The sequence below is a fragment of the Leadbetterella sp. DM7 genome (assembly GCF_040829825.2).
GTDB lineage: Bacteria > Bacteroidota > Bacteroidia > Cytophagales > Spirosomataceae > Leadbetterella.
In genome coordinates this window covers 91,404-115,564 of record NZ_JBFOLH020000009.1, presented here as the reverse complement: position 1 = coordinate 115,564, position 24,161 = coordinate 91,404, and the positions used below count along the sequence as shown (strand labels likewise).

Below are 24,161 nucleotides of genomic sequence, written 5' to 3'. Positions count from 1 at the left end.
AATTGCCACTCAGAAAAGGCTAATTTGCCCCGTCAGTTGTGCCGGTTCTCCCTCTTTGAAGATTTTGACCACCCCGTATTTGCCGTCATAGCCGCCCTGAGGGCTGACTTCCCCGGCACGCATCCGCCGGATGGCTTCGGCTAAAACAAAACCTGATTTCCTTTCGATATCCTCTATAGGAGTTTCCCGGAGCAGGGTAAATTCATTCCCAAACAAAGAAATGGTCTGTTTAAACCACTGATCCACCGCTTTGCTGGAAGGTGACATATTTTTGATTTCTGAAAGTATTTCCGGCAAAGGAATGATATAATGAAAACCAGCTGCACCCTCGGGCCGTTGGGGCTGTTTCCGATCCGACAGTTCCGTCACCCGGTGTAGCACACCGATGGTCAGCGGCTGTCCGCATTTAGGGCAGATATTTTTTCGCCGGATGCTTTCTTCCGGTTCAAAACATACGTCACATTTCCGGTGCCCGTCCATGTGGTACTTGCCTTCTTCCGGGAAGAACTCGTACGTTCCCAAAAATCCTTTTTGAGTCTTTAGGGCCTCAAACAGGGCATAGTAGCTTCGTTCCGTATCGAACAGGTTGGCCTCCCTTCCCAGCTTCTGCGGAGAGTGCGCATCGGAGTTGGAGACCAGCGTATATTTATCCAGCATGCTCAGCCGCCAGTTCATTTCCGGGTCAGAAGAAAGTCCTGTTTCCAAGGCAAAAATATGGTCGGCCAGGTCGCGGAAGCATTCCTTTACACTATCATAACCTGACCTTGACCCAAACATGGAAAACCAGGGCGTCCAGATATGAGCAGGGATTAAATGCGCATGATCCGATGTTTCCAGCACGATTTCCAGAAGATCACGGGAAGATAGGCTTAAAGTTGGTCGCCCGTCAGCTTCCAGGTTCCCGATCCGCCCCAGCTTCGCATTGATCCGGGCCACGGTTTCAAAATCAGGAGCATAAACGCAGTTATGGCTTTTACGCATCTTACCATTGTACATATATTCGCAACTTATCTCAGATGTCAGGCAAAATCGCACATCAATATCGGCGCACTTAAACCCGGGTACGTCCTCAGGCGGATTCTTCAACCGGAAAAAACCGGCGCCATCCGGTTCCAGTTTCTCCTTCAATTCTTTAAACCATAGCGGATGAGTAAAATCACCCGTACCGATCACATTAATACCCTTAATACGCGCCCATCTGTACAGCGATTCCAGGTTCAGATCTTTGCTGGTAGCGCGTGCATAATGCGAGTGAAGATGGAGATCGGCAATGTAAAACATGGTGCTGAGGCAGTTTGGGGATAAATGTAATCTATAAATATACGATGTTTTCCAGTTAATGATGAAGTAAAAAGGAAGATTTTGCAGAAGTAAGATTTCGGAAAGAGTTTTGGTATACGGATAGCAGGGAGCCGAAAAAAATCAACAATAATGTATTGGCTGCATTCATAATCACCGGTAAAAGTATATCTTACAACAGATAATAAGTAATTTCCATGTTTTTTACATAACTTTATAGTCATTACTTTTACCAATTTAATTCCATCAGGTACTAATGGGTGTTAGACCGGAAAATCAACATCCGTAAACACCGATATACTGTTTCCAAACCCCTCGAATTCGATAGGTTTAAAGGTAATAATTTTCACATTCATTCAACTCAAAATATGACACACACGAAGAAAGTAATCGTTAAAGAAACCGAAATCTCCTTTATGAATAAGGAAATCGGGGAGTACATCTCATTGACTGATATTGCTAAATACAGAAGTTCTGTAGAGCCATTTTCAATCATCAACAATTGGATGAGGAGCAGAAGCACCATTGAATTTCTGGGGCTATGGGAAAAATTGAATAACCCTGATTTTAAACCTATCGAATTCGATAGGTTTAGAAATGAAGCAGGAAGTAATTATTTTGTTTTGTCTCCTCAACGATGGATTGAAAGCACCAACGCAGCAGGAATTACATCAAAATCAGGACGATATGGAGGCACTTTTGCTCACATAGATATTGCCTTTGAGTTTGCATCCTGGATTTCTTCCGAATTCAAATTGTATCTGATTACAGAGTTCAAGCGGTTAAAACAAGACGAAAATAACAGTTTACAGCTTGAGTGGAATTTACAGCGGACTTTAGCCAAAGTAAATCACCAAATCCATACCGACGCCATCAAAGAAAATTTAATCCCGAAAGAAGTTACCAGGCAACAGGCTGGTTTGGTGTATGCCAATGAAGCCGATCTGTTGAACGTAGCCTTGTTTGGTATTACCGCAAAAATGTGGAGAGATAATCCCGATAACCATCGGGACGATAAAAACGGCAATATCCGTGATTCTGCTACTTTAGAACAGTTGGTGGTATTGAGCAATATGGAGAGCATCAATGCTTTATTGATACAGCAGGGCTTGCCACAAAGTGAGCGGCTTATCCAGCTCAACAAGGTGGCCATTAGCCAGATGAAGTCATTAATTGAAAGTATGGCAGTGAAAAAGCTTTCAGAAGTTAAAGCCAGGTAAACTGTAGAGGCTTATCCCTAATTTTCAATCGTGCAAGTGCCGCTTGCACTAATCTCGTGGTATAATCACATAAGCCTGCTGACAAAGGTATTACTACTATCAACTGCAACAACTGGTAAAGGAAAATATTGAGAAACTAATTCTGAATAGCAAGCACGAATGATAATGAGGCCGGTTTACTGAAAAACCCGGTATATCCGATAAACCGTATAAAAGACAGTCTCTCCCATCAGGAACCCAAATTTAGCTTTCCGGGATTTGAATCTACTGGTGGATGTGGGAGAAGGATATGCCGAAATATGCATGTCTTTTGCCATGCGCATTGCTCTTTTCATGTGTAGAGGGTCACTTACTATCAAAGCCTTATGGAAATGGTTCTCCGTCATCAACTCTCTGGCAAACTTCATGTTTTCAAGTGTTATCCGGGAGCGTTCTTCGATCAGGATGTCTGTACTGTCTACTCCTTGCTTTTCAGCGTACTTTTTGGCTACATAGGATTCGGAAAGCACGTTTCCATTCACTTTGCCGCCCGTGAAGATGATTTTCTTTACATACCCGCTTTTATATAAGCGGATACCCTGATTAATCCTTTCCCTGAAAACAGGCGACGGCTGATCTCCCCAAATGGCCGTGCCCAGCACAATGGCCACATCCGCCTGTTGAGTTTCATCTTTACCGGCGTAATTTGAAATGCTAATCGCTGTGACCATGAAGTAGATAAATGGAAAAAGAAGAAAAGCGAAAAACACTTTCTTCTTTTTAGAATATCGGCTCATCTGAAAGAATTTTACAGCCCCTATTCTCTTTTCAGCCGGGATTACGGCGTTGGAGATACTGGCTTAGTCCTTAAAATTCTTAAATTTCAGGAACATATCTTTAAAAACCTTATTCCGGTCAATAAAAGTTACCACCTTATACAGGTGCCGGGTTCCGTCTGAGCTATAGGTCAGCTCGTTAGTAAGGATGGGGGCGGGTCGCAGCTCATATTGCATCCAATCCGGATTCACGATATAAGCAATTACCGAGATATCCCAGATCACCTTAGACCAGCCGAAATGATCCTTACTGTACCCTTCCACAATGGAGACCAGGTAATCTGAAATTTTGTTCGCCCCGCCAATATGCGCTTTAAGCTCAGGAACCGTAGTGCTTAAATGCGAGGTAACCGGCTCTGTAGGAACCTGGATCAAAGGCACTCCCGAATCAAACAGGATTTGCGATGAGGCCACATCCTGGAGGAGGTTAAACTCCCGTGCCGTTCTCCAGTTGAGGCCTTTCCCGCCCAACCATACCACGATGATCTTATCTTTGATCTCCGGTTTCATGATCAATGCCGAGGCTACATTGGTAGGAGCCCCAAGAGTCAATACAAACAACGGCTCGGTAGCTTTCATGGCCCGGTCTACCAGGTCTTTTGCGGCATCACTGACCACAGGAGTGGTTTTGTCTTTCAAAAAATGGGTAGAACCCTTGTATACGGGGAACTTGTCTTTCATGCCTGTTTTGTCCAGCACATTATGAATCTCGGCGTAGCTTTTTTCCATGCCATCGGCCACGCTGCTTGCCCTTTTATTGAGAAAGGGGGCCGCGTATATGGCTTCAATGTTCATTTGTGCCGGTGAAAGTATGGCATAAACCAACGCAAACTGGTCATCGATCTCATTATAGGTGTCGGTGTCAATAACCACTTTTGCCTTCTGGGGTTTGTACGAGATTCTTTCCACCAGCTTTTCATTGGAAAGGGTAAAGGATTGGCTGTGGCCGGTGAGCGCGGCAAAAAGCAGGATTACGGCGATTGTATTTTTTAGCATAACTCATTAAATTTTCTAACTACAAAAGGTTTTAAATGTAAGCACTTTATTTGAACCGGCTGCTTATCATTCAAGCTCTTAACAGAATGACAATACACTTTCGGATTCTACAGCCCATAATTGCACCGGTGATTTATTTCTTCACCACCTCTCCTCTGTATATATGGTATGTCCACTCCGCATGGGTGGTTCCACCCGGTGATACATCCGGCGCCGCTTTGCTCACCGTGTAGTAGACCACCGGTTTCTTCCAGTCGGCTATTTCTCCATAGCTGTTCCGCTCCAGCCCGGCATTGTGATTACGCGGAAACCCGGTCATGTAGGGCGCTATCCGGATTATCGACTCCCATTTGCCGGTGCGGTTCAGGAAGCCGCTTAAAGGCATGTAATTCACTTCCAGGCTTTCATTGAGATAAGCCGGGTAAGTGGCAGGATGCGGCTGCACCGGCCTGACCATTACGATCACGTCATTCTGCTGATCGATGGCGAAGTCGGAATTGCAGGTGTAATCCTTACCCGTATAGCCTATGTTTATCAGGCCTTCGTCTACCATTCGTGCAGAGGGCCGGGCCATATATTTATCCATATCCGAGAGGTCAAGCTCTACCCATTCTATGCGCGTTCCGCTGATGTCTCCTATGGTATAGGTCAGCAGCACTTTCCCGTTTTTATCGAGCGAAACGGCCGAAGGCTGGCCGGTTCCCCAGGATTTCCCGCCGCCGGGAAGCGGCTCATCGCCATCATGGCCCCAGGTTTTCTTCACCAGTTGCTGCGGATACTTTTCCCAGCTATCGGCCTCCAGCTCATTGCTGAAGGCTACTCCTACCTCGTTATAATAAACGTTATACGCATTAGTCAGGTAGAACATGGCATAGCGGTATTCTTTCCCGTTCATACGAAATTTGCCTTCAATGACCGACGGGTCACAAATGTGGTGATCGTCCCAGCTGCCGGAAATTCCGGGCTGCAGCACGCTTTTGGCTTCTGTCTGGCTGCCGTCGGGATTGATCCTGATATGATAAATGTTATCTACCATGATCTGTTGTTCGGGATTCCCGCAAAAAAACAGGTGGGTGGCGCCGTTCGGCTCCTTAACCACACTCGGACAATAGGAATACCGGCTCTGCCCGTAGAACCCGAAAACCCGCTCCATATTAACCAGCTCATACCGCCCCTCCGGTTCCGGCTCGGGTATCTCCACACCAGGTTTCTTTTCTTCACAGGCCAGGAAGGCCGCTGCTAATATGACAATTATCTTTTTCATAGGTGTAAATTAGTTTCGAGTACTTAGTTCCGAGTATGGCCACCGTTACCCTGAGCTGAGCCTGACGAAGTATCGAAGGTCATGTCAATTAATCTTCTCTGTTCATAGCTTATAATCCTTTAAAAAATAAGAGTCACGGCTTAAAAGACTCAAATATCCTTGGCACCAGGTAATTTAAGGCCCGTTCACTCTCTTCCAGATCCGCACGGTAAAATATCGAAACAGGGGAGCTTTCGGTATATTCAAACTGAAAACGCCCGTCGTCCCGTATTTCAGTCAGCAAGCAAGGTCTCAGCCGGTTTTCCACTACCCTATCCGTAGCTTTCAGCCGGTCTTTATGCTCCAGCCGGTAGCGATCAGAGCCCTCCTTCACCATTTCCACGTTTCGTACAATTAACCATATCGAAGATTCCCAGACGTGAAATTGTTCAAACTGCGGCTTCTTCCCCTGCGTGTATACGGCTCCGCGATCCATATCGCGCAGGAAATCATACTTCAGCTCGGGTTCAAAGGCATAGCTAATATAGGCCTGCAACTGCGGATGCATCCGGCCGAGAAAACCCATATCCTTCAGGGTATAGTACGTATTATTCACATCTTTCACAAAACCACCGTCTTTGCCCGCACAGGGGTAAAGGGCAATGTTCAGGCCCGATTTCAACAGGCGGGTGAATGCAAAGACATCCAGTGCCACGTTCCATTCTCCTCCGGGGATGCTGTTGGCACCGGCATCTTTTCCCAGCGTGTGCCCTTTACTGGCTGTTCCGGCGCTGAGATGGATGCGGGAGATCTTCTTCCGGAGCAGCTCCGGGTTGCGGTTAAAGGCCACGGCCAGCACTCGTGCACTGCCGAAGGATAGCACCTCCACCGGCTCCTCTGAACGGGAGAGAATATCCATCAGCAGGGTCACGCCGGCATTCTGAAAAGCCGGCAGGTCTTCCATCCGGTCGGTCTCGCTCTTCATCAGCCCCATGGGGCCTACGGCAAACGGGATCTCCCGGTTAAAAATATATTGCAACTGCATCACGGGAATCACTCCCGCCTCCCGTGGCCCTCGGGGATCTTTCCAGAGTGTAGGATGATCGGCCGTGTCTTTCCGGAAAGAGTCGGTGATATCGAGGATAATGCCCAGCGTACGTACATCTTCCAGGGCAAAGGCCTGAATGAGGTCCAGGTTATCGCCCGGATCCTGGTAGGGGTGGTAGCAATCGGTAATGACCACGATGGGCTTCCCTGCCTTTTGTGCACAAAGCGACAGGGAAACCCCGCACACCAACACCGCTATTTTCCAGATCAATTTATTTACCATTCGTAAAATACTTTTTCAGGTCAAACCGGGCCGAATACATATCGTACGACCAGAGCCAGTTCGCGCCGGTCACGGCCGGTGTAAAATACATGATCAGCTCATCGTCATTGAGCATATAGCCTTTTTCATCGGTCAGAATGCCAGGATTGTGATTTCGGGGAAATCCGGATTCGCGAGGGGTAACCGCCCCTATTTTTGTCCATTTACTTCCGTCCGTACTCAGATCCTGGCCCAATGGAATGTACGACAATTGCGCCACATTTCCTACCCAGGTGGGGATCAGCTTATCCATGTCTACCCTTCTTTCCGATACCATGTACACGTTCTTCCCGGAGAATGCGGGGTAATTGTTCCCCGGCATATTCTTAATGTACTTTTCAGGTCCCATCCGGATGTTGTTGAGGTTATTCATAACCGCATCGCGATAGGTGAATCCGCCGTTTGAATTGGAATAGAATATCCGCAGGGTGGAGTCATTGAGTACGATAGACGTGCTCTGCCCCACTCCCCAGGTAGTCCGGCTCGACGACCCGATAATCGGATTTTTATCAAATTTGATGTAAGGCCCTTCGATGTTTTTGGAAATGGCCAGACCAATCTGGTTATGAAAATTATCCCACTGGTCGGTACCCAGGTAGGTCATAATGTACTCGTAGGTTTCGCCGTTATAGGTAGTCCGGAACCTGCGTACGTCCGGATCGCAAATATGATTGATGTCCCAACCCAGGTCAGAAGGATCCAGTATCCGGGTGCCGGGCTGCCAGGTGTAGCCGTTCTTTGTGGGAATGCCCTTGTACAGGTACACGTAATCTACTATTTTGAAAGGCTCCAGGTTCTGGCAGACAAAGGCGTAACGGATCCCGTACTCGTCTTGGATAACGCTGGGGGCGTAGTTATAGTGCCCGGCGCCGCCGCTGAATTCATAGTTCACTTCGGGCGTGATCTCTTTCTGGGCATAACTCCCGGAAAGAGTAGCGCCTAAGAGGAATATAATTTGCAGAATCTGTTTTTTCATAAGTTTTCATTTTTGATGGATGAGGGGGGCAAAGTTTTTACCTGTTTTCGAGCGTATTCGCATCTCGACTGCGCTCGATGTGACAAGTGGCAACGGCTACTGTCAGTTCGAGCGTAGTCGAGAACCGAGCGTAGTCGAGAACCGAGCAAAATCAACATGCAAGTGAAGTTGATAAGCATACACACCCCTTGCCCTTCGATACTTCGTCAGGCTCAGTACAGGCTAAGCTCAGGGTGACAGTAGCTACGTTATTCTAACCACCTGCTATCACCCTTGAACCTGTCCTGATCCCTTTAATAATTAGGATTCTGACTCAGATTAGGATTATTATCCACTTCACTCTGGGGAATCGGCATCCGCGATGATTTCCCTACAATGAAGTTATTGAAGTCCGCATCCCGGGTTTTCAGCTGATCAATGGCAGACTGATTATCCAGCCCCCACCTTTTCAGGTCGATCCACCGCACACACTCCAGGCTAAGCTCCAGTCCTCTTTCTATTTTCAGGTGCTCACGGAATGCCTCCTTGCTACCGGTGATGGTGGCCCCGTTATAGTAGGTGCTGTTTTGAAGGGTGGGAAGCTTCACCCGTTGCCTCACCCGGTTCACACATTCTATCGCCTTGGCATTGGGGCCGTTCACTTCGTTTAGTGCTTCGGCATACAGCAGCAGCATGTCGGCGTAGCGTAACGACCTGAAATTATTGTCGTTCCAGTAATATAGCGGACTGGCATCGGTGCTATACTTTTTGATAAATACCCTGTTTCCCCAATCGTTCCGCCATTTATTTCCATACACCAGGGTATCTGCTCTTTCCGGAAAGTCTTTACCGGCATTGTTATACCATACGCTGTGAAACAGGCGGATGTCGTTCTTGCCGTCTACCGTTTTTTCCCGCTTGTAGTAATCCACCAGCCACCTTCTGGCTTCCACGTTGTTCCACCCTATTCCCACAGGCGCCTGGTTCATTTCTATCTGGGTGCCGAGCTGGGCATTCGGATCCAGGTAGTTATCGGTCTGGTCAAAGCCCACCCGGTTGATCAGCGAAAACTGGATTTCGTATAGCGACTCCCTGTTGTTTTCCGTCTTATTGCTGAAGTTATCCCCGTAATTCGGCACCAGGTCGTAGTAATTCTTACCTTCGCCGTCTACCAGCCACTCAAAGCATTTGACGGCATCGCTGTATTTGTGGCCCTGCATGTACACTTTGGCCAGCAGTCCGTACGCCGCGCCTTTGGTAGGCCTTCCCACATCAGACGCCGACCGGGTAGCCGGTAGTTTTTCGATGGCATCTTTGAGGTCGGTTTCCAATTGGGCAAACACTTCCTGCGGTGTCTTTTGCTCGGGCATATCCGAGGCCGAAGAGGTTTTCAGCGGGAACGGTATGTTATCCCACAAGGTGGTGATATAGAAATAATAGAACGAACGCAGGAATTTCACCTGGCCTATCAGGTCCTGCTTGTGCTGCTCGTTGGCAAAGGAGATATCGTTGATCTTGTCCAGCACCTGGTTAGCCCGGAAGATCGCCACATAATGTTCCCGCCACAGTTTGGTATTCACCTCACCGAAATTATAGTTGGTAAAGATGAATTTGGCATACTCGTTCAGTTCGGTCCACCCGGCCAGGCTCACGCCGTCATCGGCCATGCCCTGCATCTGGGTGTAGATGTTGCGGGTCCAGGTTCCCTGGCGGTAAAACATACCATACACCGCCACCACTCCCCGCTCGGCGTCCTGCTCGGTTTTCCAGAAATTACCGGTGGAGATCGTGTTTTCATTGATCAGATCCAGCTTGCTGTCGTCACATGAAGTTACCCCAAGGGAAAGCAGGCAGGTTAAGCTAATAATATATTTCTTCATGACGATTAAAAGGTTAAGGATAAAGAAAACATCACGGAACGCGGGTTCGGGAACGACATATTGTCGGCTCCGATGGTAAATATCCCGCCGTCTCTGAACTCCGGATCCAGCCCGGAATATTTCGTAAAAGTGACCATATTCTGAAGCGTCACTCCCGCACGTGCCCTTTCCAGGCCTATAGCGCCCGACCAGGCCGACGGAACCGTGTACCCCAGCGCAATCTGGCTCAACCGGAAAAAAGAACCTTTTTCCAGCCAGCGATCCTGGTCGCCCCGGCTGTTGCGGGTATCTCCGAAAACAATTCTCGGGCGGTCGTTTACCGGGTTTTCGGACGTCCACGGTACAATACCGTTAAAGTTATTCTGGTTATTGGCAAAGTCGGCTGCCGCAGCCGCCGCGCCATTCCATACATCCTGGCCAAACCGGCCGTACCCGTTAATGCTCAGGTCAAACGATTTATAGGCGGCACCCAGGTTCAGGCCCAGCTCAAACTTCGGCCAGGGACTGCCCACCAGCTGGCGGTCTTCTGAAGAAATAATACCGTCGCCGTTGTAATCATCGTACTTGATATCACCCGGTAGTGCATTCGGCTGGATCACCTTCCCTTCAGCATTCTTGTGGTTCAATACATCTTCGGCCGACTGGAATATCCCCAGCATTTTGTAGAGGTAGAAAGCGCCGAGCGGCTGGCCGATCTCTGCCTTGGAAAGCGTCTCGTAGTATTCCGTTCTGCCGTATCCCAGATCCACTATTTTGTTTCTTATACGTGAGACATTCACGGAAGCCGAATACGAAAAGTCTTTGGTCAGGTTATCTTTCCAGCCCAGGTCTATTTCCACACCGTTATTGGTCAGGCTACCGGCATTCACCGCCGGGTTACCGCCTTCATTGCCTGAAGACATCAGGATAGGCAGGTACACCAGCAGGTCTTTACTGCTGGATTTGAAATACTCTGCCGTCAGGGTAAGCCTGTTTTTCAGCATGGCGGCATCAAAGCCGATATTGGTGGTGGTTTTTCTTTCCCACACGAGGTCGGTGTTGGTCAGGCGCGACTGGGTCATTCCCATGATCACGTGCTCAGGAGAACCGAAAACCGCCCGTGGAGCCGTATTGATCACCGCCTGGTAATCCCAGTAGCCGATGCTGCTGTTCCCCAGCGTACCGTGGCTGGCTCTCAGCTTCAGGTCATCAATGAACGGCACATCAAAAAACGACTCACTGCTGATACGCCATGCCGCCGAATAGGAGGCAAAATTACCCCAGCGCGTGGTTTCGGGCAGGCGGGAGGTGCCGTCGCGCCGCAGGGTGAGCTGCAGCAGGTATTTATCGTCATAGGCATAATTTACCCTGCCCAGGTAAGACATGATGCGGGCTTCCTGGTAGCTGCCTCCTGCAGTGGTAATTCCTGTAGCGGCATCCAATGAGGTTATGTATTCATCGCCCACCATCAGCGGATTCAGCTTGGTGATCCAGTTCGACTTGCCCAGGAAGCTGTTATACGTAGCACCGGCCACGGCATCAATATCATGCTTTCCGATCAGCTTCTTGTAGTTAAACGTCTGCTCTACCAGGATATCGTCACTCCGGTAATTTTCAAAGCCCAGGCTGGAAGCATCATTGCCCTGGCCCATGGTCCAGTTTCCTGACTTTCTCAGCGTATTGGTGATTCCCGAATACAACGTGTAGGCCAGGTTCAGCTTGGCATGAAGATCTTTAAAGAGGGAAACCTGACCGAAAACATTGGCTTTCAGGATATTTTCAGGATTATCCTGGGGCCTCAGATCCTGCATAGCCACCATGTTCAGACCGTAGTTATTGGCCCGGTCCGGGTTACCGTATCCATATCCGCCGGGATTATTGGGGTCTTTTACCGGAATGGTAGGCGAAATCCCGATGAAGTTGGCCCAGGGGTTACCGTTCAGGTTCTGCCGGGTGGTTTTCGTGAAGGCTATGTTTTCTCCGAAGGAAAAGATACCTTTTTGCCCACTCGTGTTCACCCGGAATCCGTAACGGTCATAGCCGGTAGAGTACAGCGCTCCTTCATCCACCATCCGGTTAAAGGCCACAAAATACCGGCCTGATTTTGACCCTCCCGAAAGAGACAGGTTATAGTTCTGAAGCACGCCGGTGCCCAGCATTTCGTCCTGCCAGTCGGTATTTCCGTCAAAGTGATTCTGCCTTCTCACCACACCGGCCACGCCTGCGCGGATGGCTTCATCGTAGGCCATGTCGTCGTATTTTTTCCAGGTGGTGGCATCCATCAGGTCGTATCGGGGCAGGTTAGTGGTAGTCAGATTGGCATCCAGCTGTATTTTCATCGGGCCTTCGGCTCCCCGTTTGGTCGTAATGATAATCACCCCGTTTGCCGCCCTTGAACCGTAAATAGCAGCGGCAGATGCATCTTTCAGTACCTGGATAGACTCCACGTCGGCCGGGTTCAGATGCGCCTCGCCCCCGATCATACCGTCTACAATAAACAGCGGATTATTATTGGTTAAACTGCCCAGCCCGCGGATCCGGACAATGGCCTGCTGACCCGGCAAACCGCTCGAAGTTACCCGCACGCCGGAAGCAAGCCCCTGCAATGAGCCCACAATATCCTGCGAGTTCCGATCTCTCAGGGCATCGGTATTGATCACCGACACCGCACCGGTCAGGTCTTTTTTCTTTACCGTACCGTACCCGATCACCACCAGCTCTTCCAGCGCCTGGCTGTCTTGCCGGAGCATGATAGCAAGCTCGGTACGGTTATCTACTGCCACTACTTCCGTTAAATAGCCTACAAATGTGACCTCCAGAACGGCTCCTGCCTGTACTGAAAGTGAAAATCTACCGTCGGTATCGGTGGCCACGGCATGGGTAGTACCCCGCTCTTTGACACTGGCCCCGATCACCGGCTCACCGGCCTCATCGGTCACCCGGCCGTTGACCTTTTGCTGACCGTAAGACAGGATGCTGCAGCTTAAAACACACAGCAAAGAGCAAAAGAGTCTCTGCCATGCTTTTCCTTGTAAGAAAAACAAAGTCTTCTTCATACTATAAATTATTTAAGGTTAATTCCGTTTAATTCAATCCCGCCACAATGATCAGGGCCAGGCCCGCCAAAAACAGGAGAAACATAAGATACAGGTACTTATTAGCGTCTTTCGGCGCATTTCTGAACTCTTTCCATATAAACACGCCCCAAAGTGCCGACACCAGCGTGGCGCCCTGGCCCAGGCCGTACGACACCGCCGCACCGGCTTTCCCGGCCGCAATCAGGTTAAAGGCATTGCCCAGGCCCCAGATCAGTCCGCCCAGGATACCCACCAGGTGGATGCCGAAGCTCCCTTTGAAATATTCGCCGTAGCTTACAGGCGCCCCCTCAAACGGCCGGCGCATCACCAGGGTATTGAACAGGAAGTTGCTCACAAAGATGCCCAGCGCAAAGATGAACATGGCCGTATAGGGGGTCATCTTGCCTGCAGCCGGGTTCACAAAATCTTCCAGGTCCATGGAGGCCGCCACAAAACGGTAGAAAAACGACATTAGCAGGCCGGCTACCAGCGACAGGATAAGGCCTTTTGACGACACCTTCTGTGCCTGCCTTGCCTGCTTACCATACGCAATGGCATTAAAGACAATGGCCACCGTTACCAGGGCCACGCCCGTAAAAAGAAGCACGGGATCACCCTTGGACGAACCCATATAATTCACCACCACCCCCAGCACCAGGGCCAGGCCTATCCCCACCGGGAAAGCCACCGACAGCCCGGCGATGGATATAGCGGCCGACAGCAGGATGTTGGCCGCATTAAACACCACTCCGCCAATAAACGCGCTCCGGATATTGGCCCACTCCGCCTGCTGCAGATCCGGGAGAAAGCTGCGGCCCGCCTCACCGAAGCTCCCCAGCGTAAAAGCCGAAATGAGGGAGAACAGCAGGATGCCGGTCACGTAGTCCCAGTAGAAAAGCTCAAACCGCCACGATTTCCCCGCCAGCTTCTGGGTATTTCCCCACGATCCCCAGCAGATCATGGTGATCACGCAGAAAATGACGGCCAATGCATAGTTATCTACGATAAACATATCTGTAAGTATTTAAGGTTAATTTCGGTTTTTGGGTTGCGCAGTGATCAGCTCCACAAAGTGCTGCCGGGTCCGTTCCGCCTGCGTGCTGTCGAGCGTCAGATAGCGGTGAGGGCCGTCAGACTCCGCAGAAAATGAGGTATAGCCTTTGTCGTCTACCGAGATCTTCCCGGCAGCACTTTCGGTAAAGTATTCCGGCGAGTTCTCCACCACGTACAGCAGGGCGATGAGGTCCCAGGTGGGCCGGTCGTAGGGCATATCCAGGTAATGCTTGTAGGCTTCCACCACCGGGTGACGGGCTGCCCATTTGAAATCATTTTCAATACTGGTAGCCAGGTATTTCACGGCTATCCCCGCCTCAAACGGTGTGAAAACCACGGGACCGGGCCAGCTATCAGCAATGATCTGCGCAGCCGGTATGTCTTTCACCACGTTGTATTCCGCCAGCCTGTTTTCGCCAAAGCTCCCGGCCATCATAGACAGCAGCTTCACTTTTTTAGCAATCAGCTCTCTGCCGGAAAGCGGGGAGTATTCATCTGCACCCGACTGCAGCAGGCGGAAAATATTGGTAGAAAAACCGACCGATACGATGGTCACCGAATGATCCGGCTGTTCGGCCAGCAGTTTCCTGTACAGGGCTACCGCTTCGGGCACGGCTTCGTAGTCGAACGCGGGCCGGGGAAAAAGCGGCTGGCCCGTGCTGTCTTTCTGCAGACACACAAATTCCGCGTATTTGCGGGCATCGTTCTCACTGTCTATGCCGTTTGTCACCTTGGCTATCGGAATTTCCGGATAACCGTACCAGCGGTTCATCAGGTCAATGTATTCCGTAGAATACCGGCTCTCCTTATTGGAGGAAACAGCCAGCAGATTTATCTTCCCGGCATCCAGGTATTTATAGATCATGTCGAGGGCCAGGGCATCATCCACGTCATTGCCTATATCGGTTTCAAAGATGAGGTTCAGGGGCGTGTCCGAGGCAGACTCCTGCTTGGTGCATCCTGCAAAGGGTAATGCCGCCAGGAAAGTAAAAATTAATAGCTTTTTCATATAAATCAGGTTGATAGTTCTACTTGATCTCGTTTCATGTTCGCAATCAATGCAATTCATGTCTATAGGGTAGTGCTGCCTGCGCACCCATCCGCGTCACCGTAATAGCGGCCGCTTTACAGGCTAGCTGCACAGCCTCTACAATGCTTCTCCCCTCCGAAAGTCCCACACAAAGCGTCCCACAAAATGTATCTCCAGCCGCAGTGGTATCCACAGCATCCACTTTCTCTGCTTCCACACGGTGATAATGGCTCCCTTCCTTCACCAGCGCTCCCAGTCCGCCGAGGGTAATCACCACAATTTCCACCCCTTTCTCACTGATGCGGTCTGCCGCCCGCCGGGCCGACTCCCAGTCGGTTACCTTCACCCCGGAAAGGATCTCCGCCTCATTCTTATTAGGGGTGATGATATAAAGCCGGTTCAGCAGCTCGTTAGAAAGAGTTTGTGCCGGTGCCGGGTTCAGCGCCACTTTCACCCCTTTCTCCGCGGCTATCTCCGCCGCATACTCCACCGTTTCCATCGGGATCTCCAGCTGCATCAGCACGATGCCCGCGCTCTCCAGCTCGGGCCTGGCTTTTTCAATATCCTGTACGGTCAGAGCGCTATTGGCACCGGGCGCCACCAGGATACAATTCTCGCCGTAGGCATCTACTGAAATCAACGCCACACCCGAGGGATGATCCGGATCAGAAAAGACATACTCTGTATTAATATTCTCGGAATTATAGAGTTCCATGGATTGGCGGCCGAAAAGGTCATTGCCGGTTTTGGTCACAAAGGTCACCTGGCCACCCATACGGGCAATGGCCACAGCCTGGTTAGCTCCCTTCCCTCCGGGGTTCATCATAAACTGCCCGCCGATCACCGTTTCGCCCGGCACAGGAAGCCGCCCGGCCTTGATCACCATATCCGTATTTGAACTCCCCACTACCACTATTTTCTTTTTGTTTTCCAGCACCACTGTATTACTATTTTGATATTATCTATTAAAATTTTCAGTAAACTTAAACAGTAAGGAGTTATCAAAAACACAAAAAAAATCAATTTTAAATAAATACAAATTATACACATATATATTATATAACTTATTATCAATATATTACAAATAAAATATTATGTAAAAAGAATATTTTTAAACTATTTTAGTAAGTTTGTAAAAAGGAAATTGCATTAAAAAATATCCGGTAGACTTATTCCGGACCTACTTACCCGACCTTATGTTACAAGCTGACGCTCTCATCCTGCTCATCCATTCCCTCTCGGCTTCCGAAAAGAAAAAGTTCAGAACCGGCCGAAAGAAAGCCGACTACACCCTGCTTTACGACATCATAGAAGCATCGGGCACGGCATCATCCGATGAAATCAAAACCGAATTCAAAAAGAAAAAAGGGGGCAGCTTCAGCGCTACAGTGACGTATCTGTACAAGACCCTGCTCGACAGCCTCCTGGCCCTCCGAGAAAACCAGGACAGTCATTACGCCCTCTTTAACCAGATCCTGAAATCGCGGATCCTCTTCGAGAAATCGCTCTTTGAAGAAGCCATTAGCCTGCTGGAACAGGTCAAGAAGAAAGCCCGGCACCACGAAAACCCCATTGCCCTGCTGTTCGCCTCCCGGCTGGAGCTGGAATACCTGCTTTTCCTGAACCTGCCCGACCTGTCGGAACGCGACCTGCTCAACAAGCACTTCCAGATCAACGAAACCCTGAAAGACATCCGCAAGATCAACGAGCATTCCTCCCTCTACGAGCTGCTCCGCCACCGGATCATCTACAAGGGAAACATCCGGTCGCAGAAGCAGAAAGATATGCTGAACGACCTCGTGATCAGCGAAATGAGCATCAACTCCTCGCACAAAGACAGCTTCGAGATCCGGAAAAACCACCTGCTCTTCCAGTCGAACTACCTTATCGGTACGGGCGACTACAAGTCGGCCCTCCACTCCTTCCGTGAGCTGAACCGCCTCTTTGAGAGCCACCCGCTGTTCTGGTCGAGCCAGCCGTTTTACTACGTATCCGTACTGGAAGGCATCCTGGATAACCTGCGAAGCATGAAAAGCTATAACGAAATGCCCTATTTCATCGGCCAGTTGAGAAACATCCGGGTCAACACCGAAGGACTTCAGAACCAGATCAACGCCCTGACCTTTCTCTACGAGCTCTTCCCGCTGCTGGACCGCGGCGACTTCGAAGCCTCCAAAGCCCTCACCGAAAAATACAAAGACACCGTACTGGCCCGGAAAGAAAACCTCAGCCTGGTGATGCGCGCCGAAATATCGCTTTACCTTTCGCTGATCCACATCGGCTTCCGGAACTTTAAGCTGGCCCAGAAAACGCTGCTGAGCGAGATCGTGCGGGGAAACAACATCTACATCCTCCCCTCCTACCGCACCATCCGGCTGGTCAACCTGATCATCCACTACGAGCTTGACAACACCGACATCGTCCACTTCGAAAGCCGCTCCATCAAACGCGAGATCTCCAAAGTAGAAAAAGCCTACCGCGTAGAGCACCTGATGTTGTCATTCCTCGGGAAAGAAAAGAAAATTCGTCTGCCGCGGGAAAGGGAGAAGCTATGGAAGAAATACCAGCCTGTTTTGGAAGAGCTCCGCAGTGATGTTTTTGAGAATCAGTTATTGAAGTCTTTTGATTTTACGGCCTGGGTGGAGGCGAGTATTAAAAGGGTGGCGTTGGGGGAGGTTTTGAGAGGGCGGGCAACCGGGTAGAACATTGAAAAATTGAGCCATATCCTATTCCTGTTTACTTGAGATTCTTTAGTAAGTTTGTTCCTCAAGTTAATAGCAAGATTTTGTCCTCATCATCCCAACTCACCAGCATCAAAGTCATTCATACACTCATTTGGGTGTTTTATAATATCGTCATTTTTTACATGCTTTATGCGGTGATTACCGACAAGATGAACACGCTGTATTGGGTGTGCTGGGGGCTGGTTTTGCTGGAAGGACTGATCCTCGCCTTTTTCAGATGGACATGTCCGCTTACGCTATTAGCCCGGCGGCACACCTCTTCCACAAAAGATAATTTTGATATCTACCTACCCAACTGGCTGGCCAAACATACAAAAACCATCTATACCGTTATATCAGTGCTTATATTGGCATTGACTATCTACAGATGGATAAAATAGCTGTGAAACTCTGAAAATTACGACCTCAGCTTCTTTGCCGCTCTACTTTCAATCAATGACTTCATTTGTGAAATAGCTACCCGGTTAAGCTGGATCAGGCGCTCACTTTGTGATAATCCTTGCTGAATCAGTAAAGCATTTATGCTCTCCATGTTACTCAAGACCACTAATTGTTCGAGGGTTGCGTTATCCCTAAGATTATCCGGTTTATCCGTACGATTATCCCGCCATGCTTTAGCCGTCATTCCAAATAATGCCACATTCAAGAGATCGGCCTCGCTGGCATACACCCGGCCGGCCTGCTGCTGTGTCACCTCTTTTGGAATTAAATTATCTCTGATAGCATCCGCATGAATCTGGTAATTAATTTTGGCCAGGGTACGCTGCAGATTCCATGCGGATTGATGGCGACGGCTCTCCTCCTCTTTCAGTCTTTGAAACTCCTTGATAAGGTACAATTTAAATCCTGCTGAAATCCAGGAGGCAAATTCAAAAGCAATGTCTTTATGCGCAAAAGTCCCGCCGTTTTTACCCGACTTTGAAACAATCCCCGTAGCATGGGTAGCTTCGATCCACCTGGAGGGAGAAAGAGTAAAAGAATTACTTCCCGCCTCAAATAAAAAGGGGTCGAAATCGACCCCTTTAAAACCGGGGTTATTCAACTGCTCCCAAAGACCTAAAAATTCAATGGTAGTACGAGATCGCATCCAGTTTTTAACCACATCTTTAGGCTCATTGGGATTCTTATACCGTGCAATATCAGTGAGAGAGATATAATCCTGCCGGTTGTCTTCGTAAAGCCCGATGTCTATCTGTTGTACGGTTATTTTCTTCGCCTTTATCATGTTTTAGTTGAGTGAAAATTATGCGTATTTGATTATGGATTGTAGTAAATATACTCACTCCCACCTCCTCCATCCAATAAAAGACTGTAAAGCAATGAATTAATTATCTACAGATAAGAAATCCCAATGGTTTCGGAGTGCGGCACTCCTTTTTGTGAGCAAAACGCATAGAACAGCGATGTTTGCGATAATCGTTTGATTTTACATCCCGAACCGAGCCTAGTATTAAGCAGATAGCGCTGCTTGAGGTTTTAAGAGGACAGCAGATATTATATTTAAACCGCTTTCAGTTTATAGGCGTACGCATAGTCTACCTTCCGCTTTTCCTGCGTATTATCTATCCACGCTTCCTCCTTATGGTTTACGGCTACCAGATCAGCCACGTTGCAATTCTTGAACCTATCCGTCACCTGCTTTAAGGTATCCGCCTCTTCGCTTGTAAAACCGGCATCCACAGACCGGTCACCCATGCTGTAAGTTTCTTTGTACCTTCCGTTATCCATAAGCTCTCTGTAACGAACAATGTACCCGGCTTCAGCGCCGTACTCTAACAGGCTCTCATACCGGCTGGGCACCGTACCATATTCTATGGCACGATATTCCAGCCCCAGAAATGACACACTATACTTACGGAAATGCATAAAATCAACATAGAAAAGCAGCTTATTCAATGCCGTTTTGGTAGGATTCAACTGCACAATGAGATACTGAATCACCCGAAAAGTCTTCCCAATGACAGCCCGTTTATAACCGTTATAGCGTGTAGGTTTGTCTTCCACCCCCAAAACATATCGGGCAATGAGCTCATCATGGGTCTGCTTATTCTTCATTTCGATCAACCGCTCCACCGTCTTAAGAACCCTCTCCTTCTCTCTGCCTTCCAGCGCCCCTCCGAGCAAAACCAGCTTTCTGAATTCCTCCGGGTCATCTGCTAACTGAATCAGCCGGGCATTAGACAGGCTCGGCACCTCTCCAGCCTCATACTGACGGTAAATATGGACACCAAACCCCAATACCTCAGCCATCTTGGAGGCCGAAAGCCCGTATTTCTCCCTCACCTCCTTAATCTCTTCAGGGAAAGGCAGATTATACTTTTCACGATACTGATTATGCACCTGGCGGAGATTAATCTCATCCAGCTCATCGGTAGTAAACTGCTGCCCGCAGTCTTCATAATAATGATATATCACCTCATACTCCTCCTTACGGAAAGGCATCGTTTCTTTCCGCATCTTCACTTGCAGGACATTATCACTAAACGGACTTTCTATCGTTCTCATTACTTTCAGGATTTACTTTTAAACGGATAATTCATAGGATACTCGGCCACATGAAAGGAAACACAAATGGTTCTTTTGTTCGGAAACCCGAGAGAGATCTTTATATATACCTCGTGCAGCTTCACTACTTTCCCAAATACCCATAGGTCATTCCCCAAAAACTGTTTATCCGCTAATGGCCCCTCAGAATAATCTTCAAGTAAAAGGCCTTCAATTATCTTCTTTCTTTCACCAGGACTTATCTCTAACAATAAAAGGGCCTTCGTATTTTTCGCCCTGTCATCCATAAAGATGATATCCCGGATTCTCATCTTCACTTTAAAGTCTTCCAGAAATTGTGTTACTATTAATGCGTTCATTAAACAGTTTTTGTGTGAATCTGAAACAAAGGTACGCATAAAACTTTAAAATTAAAAATTTGAAAAGATATATTCAAAAATTAAACTTTAAAATAAAAAAAATCAAGACAATTTCTTCACAAAATATTTCGGAGACTCCACATATCCCTGTCGGTAATAAAACCGGTGCGCCTCTACCCGCCGGCTATGGCAATGCAGCTCTATCCTGTCGCAGTTCCGTTCCCTGGCAATTCTTTCACAATGTTCCTCCAGAAGCTTGCCCACCCCACGGCTCCGGAAATGTTCATCGATAGAAAAGTAGCTGATACGGGCAAAATCTCCCTTTAGCGCTATCTGCGGAATAATATGAATAGATATAAAGCCGATAACCTGCCCATCTGTTTTTTCGGCCACCAGGCAATACTCGTCAGGGTCGGTAATAAGTGAATGGATTTTATCGCGCAGAAAATCTGCTGCACCGTCATAGCCTAACTGTTTCAGTAAGTCGGCAATGACGGGGGCGTCATTCTCGTTTATGGGTCTTACGTTCATGACTCATTTATTTTGTAAAACACCTCCAATTGGCTTACGTTAGTAAACTTAAAAATAACAATAAACCTGATTAGTTTATTATAGAATTATAGGTTTATTATATTAAAAATCAACAAATTAACCTTCTTTAAAAGCTACTTCATCCAAATAGCTACTCCATAAAATTGTATAATTACCTATTGTATCAGTATGTTCCGGAAAAGGGTTTGCAATTTTAATGCTACTTGTATTATTCAATCTTAAGGAGCAAATTTTCTTCCCTTTCGTTTTAGAAATTCTACTCTCTCTAACTCTTACATTGTTAATATAGATCTGTACCGTTACAAATCTGGCGGGAAGTAACTTTATACTCGAAAATAAACTCTTGTCTGATTTCGATTCATTTATTACTTTCTTTATTATGTAATTGTAGTTTTTCTTTACAAACATTCTAGCATCTCCAACTTTTGTGAGGTCTAAAACTATGGACGCCTCAACTACATTGTACCATTTTTTAGAATGAATGTATGTTGAAATCACCTCAAATTTTCTTCTATATTTTCTATAAAATGGCCTAAAATATATAGGCAATAGAATTTGACCTATATATAGCATCGTAATAATCTTTCTAAGTATATTTAAAGAATTGGATTTTGCAAAGAAAAGTAATTCCGATTTCTTATAGTAAGCCTCCCGAACATAATCCTCTAATTTAGGATTAGTATGACTTAAGTTGATCTGTCTTACTTTATTTGCATCAAACATTGCTAATCCGCCTAAACCATTCCTTATTTGTAAACAAATGACATCATATTTATTTGTTAGCTCACTTGCTAAGATACCTGAATGAAAAATATTTGATCTTAGGATGGTTATATCTCTAAGCTTAGTGTCGATAAAAATATTAAGTTGGTTTCTACCCTGAACTGTACTTTCCAGACAACTTTTAATTTCCCACTTGAAAGTTGACGCCCCACTTGTTAATTCTTGTAGCATAATGGAAATTGGGATATTTACTTTCTTTGAGTTCAAAAACTCTTTATTAACAAAATAGAATACTTTGAGTGCAAAACAGAAACCATTTAAAGTGTCTAATAAATCATCAAAAAGAGAAACAATCACATCATTACTTTTATCTACAGAATTATTTTTCTTATCTGTAAACTTTGTTCTTCTCTCCATAAAGTCAATTTTCCCATGACCTATTCCATTTCTAATAGTATTTTCAAACAAATCCTTATATTTTAAAAAATCGCCAAATGATGTTGGTAGAAATCTCAATTCTTCGATTACATCATATAATTCCAGATTGTGTGGCTTCCCTCTCTCCTCTCTTGAGACGACTGCGACCAAATATAACAACTCAAAAAAAGGACCTTCCCATAGCTTTAATAAATCAAAGAGAATATGTTCATTTAGAAATAAAGACAAATAATAATCTTTGGGAAGTTTGAGATCATGAATGGGCCGCTCATTTATCATTTCCAGATTCGCAATCGCCAAACTAAGTCTATCCTCTTTTTCTGTCAGGATATTTGCTAAAATCAAAGGGTGTTTAGCCTTCACTTTGTTAAGAAAATTCAGGAAGTCTGAAAATGCTTCTTTATCATAAAATTTTTGTGGGATACTGTCAAAATATCTTTCACAAGATAGTACATATGGTTTATCTTCTAAAAAAGGAAAATGACTCACAGTATCTTTCCTTTTCTGGATATACAACTGTTCGCTCAATGGGTTTATGAATGGCATAGAGATTATATTTCATAGAGATAATACTTACCTGAAATCTATATGATTCACATTAAAAGTTCAATCTTATGAAAGAAAAAAGAACTTATAAACTTCCACTCTCCGTTTTTTTGCCCTAAGATTACACCGTCTACTTTTTCATTTTGACAAATCATCCTAAGCCTTATCTCTACCTCATAGTTTCTTCCCTCAAACTCAACTATAACATTAACTAAAACTTCCGAGATAGCCGGATTACAATCAATAACAGAAATAATTCTATACTCTCTCAAAAACTTATTCTCGAAAATAGCTCTCACCCTACCTGCTTCTTTGCCTAAATTTACATCCTTGGAGAAATGTTTGATCTGTTTGGCAATTGCTCCGTAATTTTTATTTTTCCAATTGACAAGAAACTTAACAGCGTCCCGCTCCGGGCTAAACTCCTGATATGCATCTATATTTCCATTTAAAGGAATATCTTTCCCAATTTCTAATACTCTCGGCTTCCAGGCATCAATGTAATCATCAATCTCTTTCATCCTTTGTTGATGCTCTCCGTAATCTGCTACTGTCTTTTTTAGCTCCTTCCAGGATTCTTTCAATGACGACTCTTTTACTTCTTCCGGGGGATTTTCCTTATTTTTCTTTAATGCATTTGCCCAATCACTGATTGCAATTAAGGTCAACCAACATTTTGCTACTACGTATTTATTAGCATATTCAATATCTCTGCCGTGCAAAATACCATTTCTATATGGAAGAAAAATTTCTTCTGTATTGGTGCGATTTCTTCCCATATTCAGGATGTCCCTTAGCTTGGATAGTCCTGAACTATGAGCTGCAATCGAGTCCCATGCAGTCAGCTCAGTAGTTTCAGTAAAAAAACCTTTATTTTTATCAATATCATTAACACTACCGTCTATTATCATTAATAGAACTGGTACAACGGAATGAAATCGTTGATCAATAGTATCTTCATAAGCAAGTTGAATCAGTTTATATCGTTTGAGAAATGCTGCTGTATTTTTTAGTGGCCTGATATACGATTTCAAATTTTCAGATATATAATAATCTGCAAGTTTATCCTCAGCAGCTTTCACATCCTTATTTTTAGCCAATATTATGCAATCCTGCATTAAATTGAAACTCATCGACTCATGAGCAATCCAACCTGATTCACTAAAAAAAGCATTGAATTCATCAGAACTTTTTGAAAACTTTAAAAATTTGTTTTCTAAATCTGTAAGCCCATCTAATGATTGTGATATATCCTTAGCTGTTTTGCTGATTGGAGAAAGAAAAGATGCTATTTGTTTTATTGCTTTTGCACCTTTTATGTTTTTGTTAAGCTGCCGGAATGAGGGGTTGTTTTCAATTTTCTTATTCATTTCTGCTT

At 46.5% G+C, this 24,161-nt stretch carries 20 protein-coding genes; 3 read left to right on the top strand and 17 right to left on the bottom strand.

What is annotated here, in order from left to right:
• Window positions 1–9 precede the first annotated feature (9 nt).
• Window positions 10–1,281, bottom strand: a complete 1,272-nt coding sequence (locus AB2U10_RS11910) for an endonuclease Q family protein (RefSeq protein ID WP_367914763.1) — start codon at window positions 1,279–1,281, stop codon at window positions 10–12.
• 386 nt (window positions 1,282–1,667) lie between these two features.
• On the opposite strand from AB2U10_RS11910, the gene AB2U10_RS11905 reads away from it, so the two are divergent.
• Window positions 1,668–2,519 (top strand): KilA-N domain-containing protein, encoded by an 852-nt coding sequence (locus AB2U10_RS11905; RefSeq protein WP_367914764.1) that lies wholly within the window; start codon window positions 1,668–1,670, stop codon window positions 2,517–2,519.
• A 176-nt stretch (window positions 2,520–2,695) separates the two neighbouring features.
• Here AB2U10_RS11905 and AB2U10_RS11900 read toward each other — a convergent pair whose 3' ends face one another.
• The 10 genes from AB2U10_RS11900 to rbsK all read right to left on the bottom strand — a co-directional run bounded on the left by AB2U10_RS11900 (window position 2,696) and on the right by rbsK (window position 15,856).
• Complete coding sequence (locus AB2U10_RS11900; protein WP_367914765.1) at window positions 2,696–3,268, bottom strand: YdcF family protein; 573 nt, start codon at window positions 3,266–3,268, stop codon at window positions 2,696–2,698.
• Window positions 3,269–3,358: 90 nt separating this feature from the next.
• The gene (locus AB2U10_RS11895) at window positions 3,359–4,330 is read right to left on the bottom strand and encodes a nucleoside hydrolase (RefSeq protein WP_367914766.1); all 972 of its coding nucleotides are present in this window, start codon (window positions 4,328–4,330) and stop codon (window positions 3,359–3,361) included.
• A 133-nt stretch (window positions 4,331–4,463) separates the two neighbouring features.
• Entirely contained in the window at window positions 4,464–5,594 is a 1,131-nt protein-coding gene (locus tag AB2U10_RS11890; protein ID WP_367914767.1) for a glycoside hydrolase family protein, read from the bottom strand.
• Between the two features lie 133 nt (window positions 5,595–5,727).
• The gene (locus AB2U10_RS11885) at window positions 5,728–6,903 is read right to left on the bottom strand and encodes a nucleoside hydrolase (RefSeq protein ID WP_367914768.1); all 1,176 of its coding nucleotides are present in this window, start codon (window positions 6,901–6,903) and stop codon (window positions 5,728–5,730) included.
• On the bottom strand, window positions 6,893–7,918 hold the full coding sequence (locus tag AB2U10_RS11880) for a glycoside hydrolase family protein (RefSeq protein WP_367914769.1): 1,026 nt from the start codon (window positions 7,916–7,918) through the stop codon (window positions 6,893–6,895). The genes AB2U10_RS11885 and AB2U10_RS11880 overlap by 11 nt, the downstream gene beginning before the upstream one ends.
• Window positions 7,919–8,211: 293 nt before the next feature.
• Complete coding sequence (locus AB2U10_RS11875; protein WP_367914770.1) at window positions 8,212–9,777, bottom strand: RagB/SusD family nutrient uptake outer membrane protein; 1,566 nt, start codon at window positions 9,775–9,777, stop codon at window positions 8,212–8,214.
• 5 nt (window positions 9,778–9,782) lie between these two features.
• Window positions 9,783–12,812 carry a SusC/RagA family TonB-linked outer membrane protein gene (locus tag AB2U10_RS11870; protein WP_367914771.1) on the bottom strand — a complete coding sequence of 1,010 codons (3,030 nt, stop codon included), beginning with the start codon at window positions 12,810–12,812 and terminating at the stop codon, window positions 9,783–9,785.
• Window positions 12,813–12,840: 28 nt separating this feature from the next.
• Window positions 12,841–13,845 carry a GRP family sugar transporter gene (locus tag AB2U10_RS11865; RefSeq protein ID WP_367914772.1) on the bottom strand — a complete coding sequence of 335 codons (1,005 nt, stop codon included), beginning with the start codon at window positions 13,843–13,845 and terminating at the stop codon, window positions 12,841–12,843.
• 18 nt (window positions 13,846–13,863) lie between these two features.
• Complete coding sequence (locus tag AB2U10_RS11860) at window positions 13,864–14,895, bottom strand: nucleoside hydrolase (protein ID WP_367914773.1); 1,032 nt, start codon at window positions 14,893–14,895, stop codon at window positions 13,864–13,866.
• 46 nt (window positions 14,896–14,941) lie between these two features.
• Entirely contained in the window at window positions 14,942–15,856 is a 915-nt protein-coding gene (gene rbsK, locus AB2U10_RS11855) for a ribokinase (protein ID WP_367914774.1), read from the bottom strand.
• Between the two features lie 256 nt (window positions 15,857–16,112).
• Here rbsK and AB2U10_RS11850 point away from each other — a divergent pair, with 256 nt between their 5' ends.
• Both AB2U10_RS11850 and AB2U10_RS11845 read left to right on the top strand, forming a co-directional pair.
• Window positions 16,113–17,618, top strand: coding sequence for a BT2802 family ribose utilization protein (locus AB2U10_RS11850; RefSeq protein WP_367914775.1), 1,506 nt, complete (start codon window positions 16,113–16,115; stop codon window positions 17,616–17,618).
• Between the two features lie 83 nt (window positions 17,619–17,701).
• Window positions 17,702–18,040: a hypothetical protein gene (locus AB2U10_RS11845; RefSeq protein WP_367914776.1), complete on the top strand. Its 339-nt coding sequence runs from the start codon at window positions 17,702–17,704 to the stop codon at window positions 18,038–18,040.
• Between the two features lie 17 nt (window positions 18,041–18,057).
• On the opposite strand, the gene AB2U10_RS11840 is transcribed toward AB2U10_RS11845, so the two are convergent.
• The 6 genes from AB2U10_RS11840 to AB2U10_RS11815 form a co-directional block, all read right to left on the bottom strand.
• A complete protein-coding gene (locus AB2U10_RS11840; RefSeq protein WP_367914777.1) occupies window positions 18,058–18,885 on the bottom strand; it encodes a KilA-N domain-containing protein in 828 nt (275 codons plus the stop codon).
• A gap of 275 nt (window positions 18,886–19,160) precedes the next feature.
• Window positions 19,161–20,165: a type II toxin-antitoxin system antitoxin SocA domain-containing protein gene (locus tag AB2U10_RS11835; protein WP_367914778.1), complete on the bottom strand. Its 1,005-nt coding sequence runs from the start codon at window positions 20,163–20,165 to the stop codon at window positions 19,161–19,163.
• A 5-nt stretch (window positions 20,166–20,170) separates the two neighbouring features.
• A complete protein-coding gene (locus AB2U10_RS11830) occupies window positions 20,171–20,524 on the bottom strand; it encodes a hypothetical protein (RefSeq protein ID WP_367914779.1) in 354 nt (117 codons plus the stop codon).
• Window positions 20,525–20,626: 102 nt separating this feature from the next.
• Entirely contained in the window at window positions 20,627–21,055 is a 429-nt protein-coding gene (locus tag AB2U10_RS11825) for a GNAT family N-acetyltransferase (RefSeq protein WP_367914780.1), read from the bottom strand.
• A gap of 117 nt (window positions 21,056–21,172) precedes the next feature.
• Complete coding sequence (locus AB2U10_RS11820) at window positions 21,173–22,783, bottom strand: hypothetical protein (protein WP_367914781.1); 1,611 nt, start codon at window positions 22,781–22,783, stop codon at window positions 21,173–21,175.
• A 47-nt stretch (window positions 22,784–22,830) separates the two neighbouring features.
• Complete coding sequence (locus tag AB2U10_RS11815; RefSeq protein WP_367914782.1) at window positions 22,831–24,153, bottom strand: hypothetical protein; 1,323 nt, start codon at window positions 24,151–24,153, stop codon at window positions 22,831–22,833.
• Window positions 24,154–24,161: the final 8 nt, after the last annotated feature.

Bases quoted from the DNA above. Each gene is read 5' to 3' on its own strand.
- AB2U10_RS11910 (WP_367914763.1), bottom strand. From the start codon at position 1,281: ATGTTTTACATTGCCGATCTCCATCTTCACTCGCATTATGCACGCGCT.
- AB2U10_RS11905 (WP_367914764.1), top strand. From the start codon at position 1,668: ATGACACACACGAAGAAAGTAATCGTTAAAGAAACCGAAATCTCCTTT.
- AB2U10_RS11895 (WP_367914766.1), bottom strand. From the start codon at position 4,330: ATGCTAAAAAATACAATCGCCGTAATCCTGCTTTTTGCCGCGCTCACC.
- AB2U10_RS11890 (WP_367914767.1), bottom strand. From the start codon at position 5,594: ATGAAAAAGATAATTGTCATATTAGCAGCGGCCTTCCTGGCCTGTGAA.
- AB2U10_RS11885 (WP_367914768.1), bottom strand. From the start codon at position 6,903: ATGGTAAATAAATTGATCTGGAAAATAGCGGTGTTGGTGTGCGGGGTT.
- AB2U10_RS11880 (WP_367914769.1), bottom strand. From the start codon at position 7,918: ATGAAAAAACAGATTCTGCAAATTATATTCCTCTTAGGCGCTACTCTT.
- AB2U10_RS11875 (WP_367914770.1), bottom strand. From the start codon at position 9,777: ATGAAGAAATATATTATTAGCTTAACCTGCCTGCTTTCCCTTGGGGTA.
- AB2U10_RS11870 (WP_367914771.1), bottom strand. From the start codon at position 12,812: ATGAAGAAGACTTTGTTTTTCTTACAAGGAAAAGCATGGCAGAGACTC.
- AB2U10_RS11865 (WP_367914772.1), bottom strand. From the start codon at position 13,845: ATGTTTATCGTAGATAACTATGCATTGGCCGTCATTTTCTGCGTGATC.
- AB2U10_RS11860 (WP_367914773.1), bottom strand. From the start codon at position 14,895: ATGAAAAAGCTATTAATTTTTACTTTCCTGGCGGCATTACCCTTTGCA.
- AB2U10_RS11850 (WP_367914775.1), top strand. From the start codon at position 16,113: ATGTTACAAGCTGACGCTCTCATCCTGCTCATCCATTCCCTCTCGGCT.
- AB2U10_RS11840 (WP_367914777.1), bottom strand. From the start codon at position 18,885: ATGATAAAGGCGAAGAAAATAACCGTACAACAGATAGACATCGGGCTT.
- AB2U10_RS11835 (WP_367914778.1), bottom strand. From the start codon at position 20,165: ATGAGAACGATAGAAAGTCCGTTTAGTGATAATGTCCTGCAAGTGAAG.
- AB2U10_RS11830 (WP_367914779.1), bottom strand. From the start codon at position 20,524: ATGAACGCATTAATAGTAACACAATTTCTGGAAGACTTTAAAGTGAAG.
- AB2U10_RS11825 (WP_367914780.1), bottom strand. From the start codon at position 21,055: ATGAACGTAAGACCCATAAACGAGAATGACGCCCCCGTCATTGCCGAC.
- AB2U10_RS11820 (WP_367914781.1), bottom strand. From the start codon at position 22,783: ATGCCATTCATAAACCCATTGAGCGAACAGTTGTATATCCAGAAAAGG.
- AB2U10_RS11815 (WP_367914782.1), bottom strand. From the start codon at position 24,153: ATGAATAAGAAAATTGAAAACAACCCCTCATTCCGGCAGCTTAACAAA.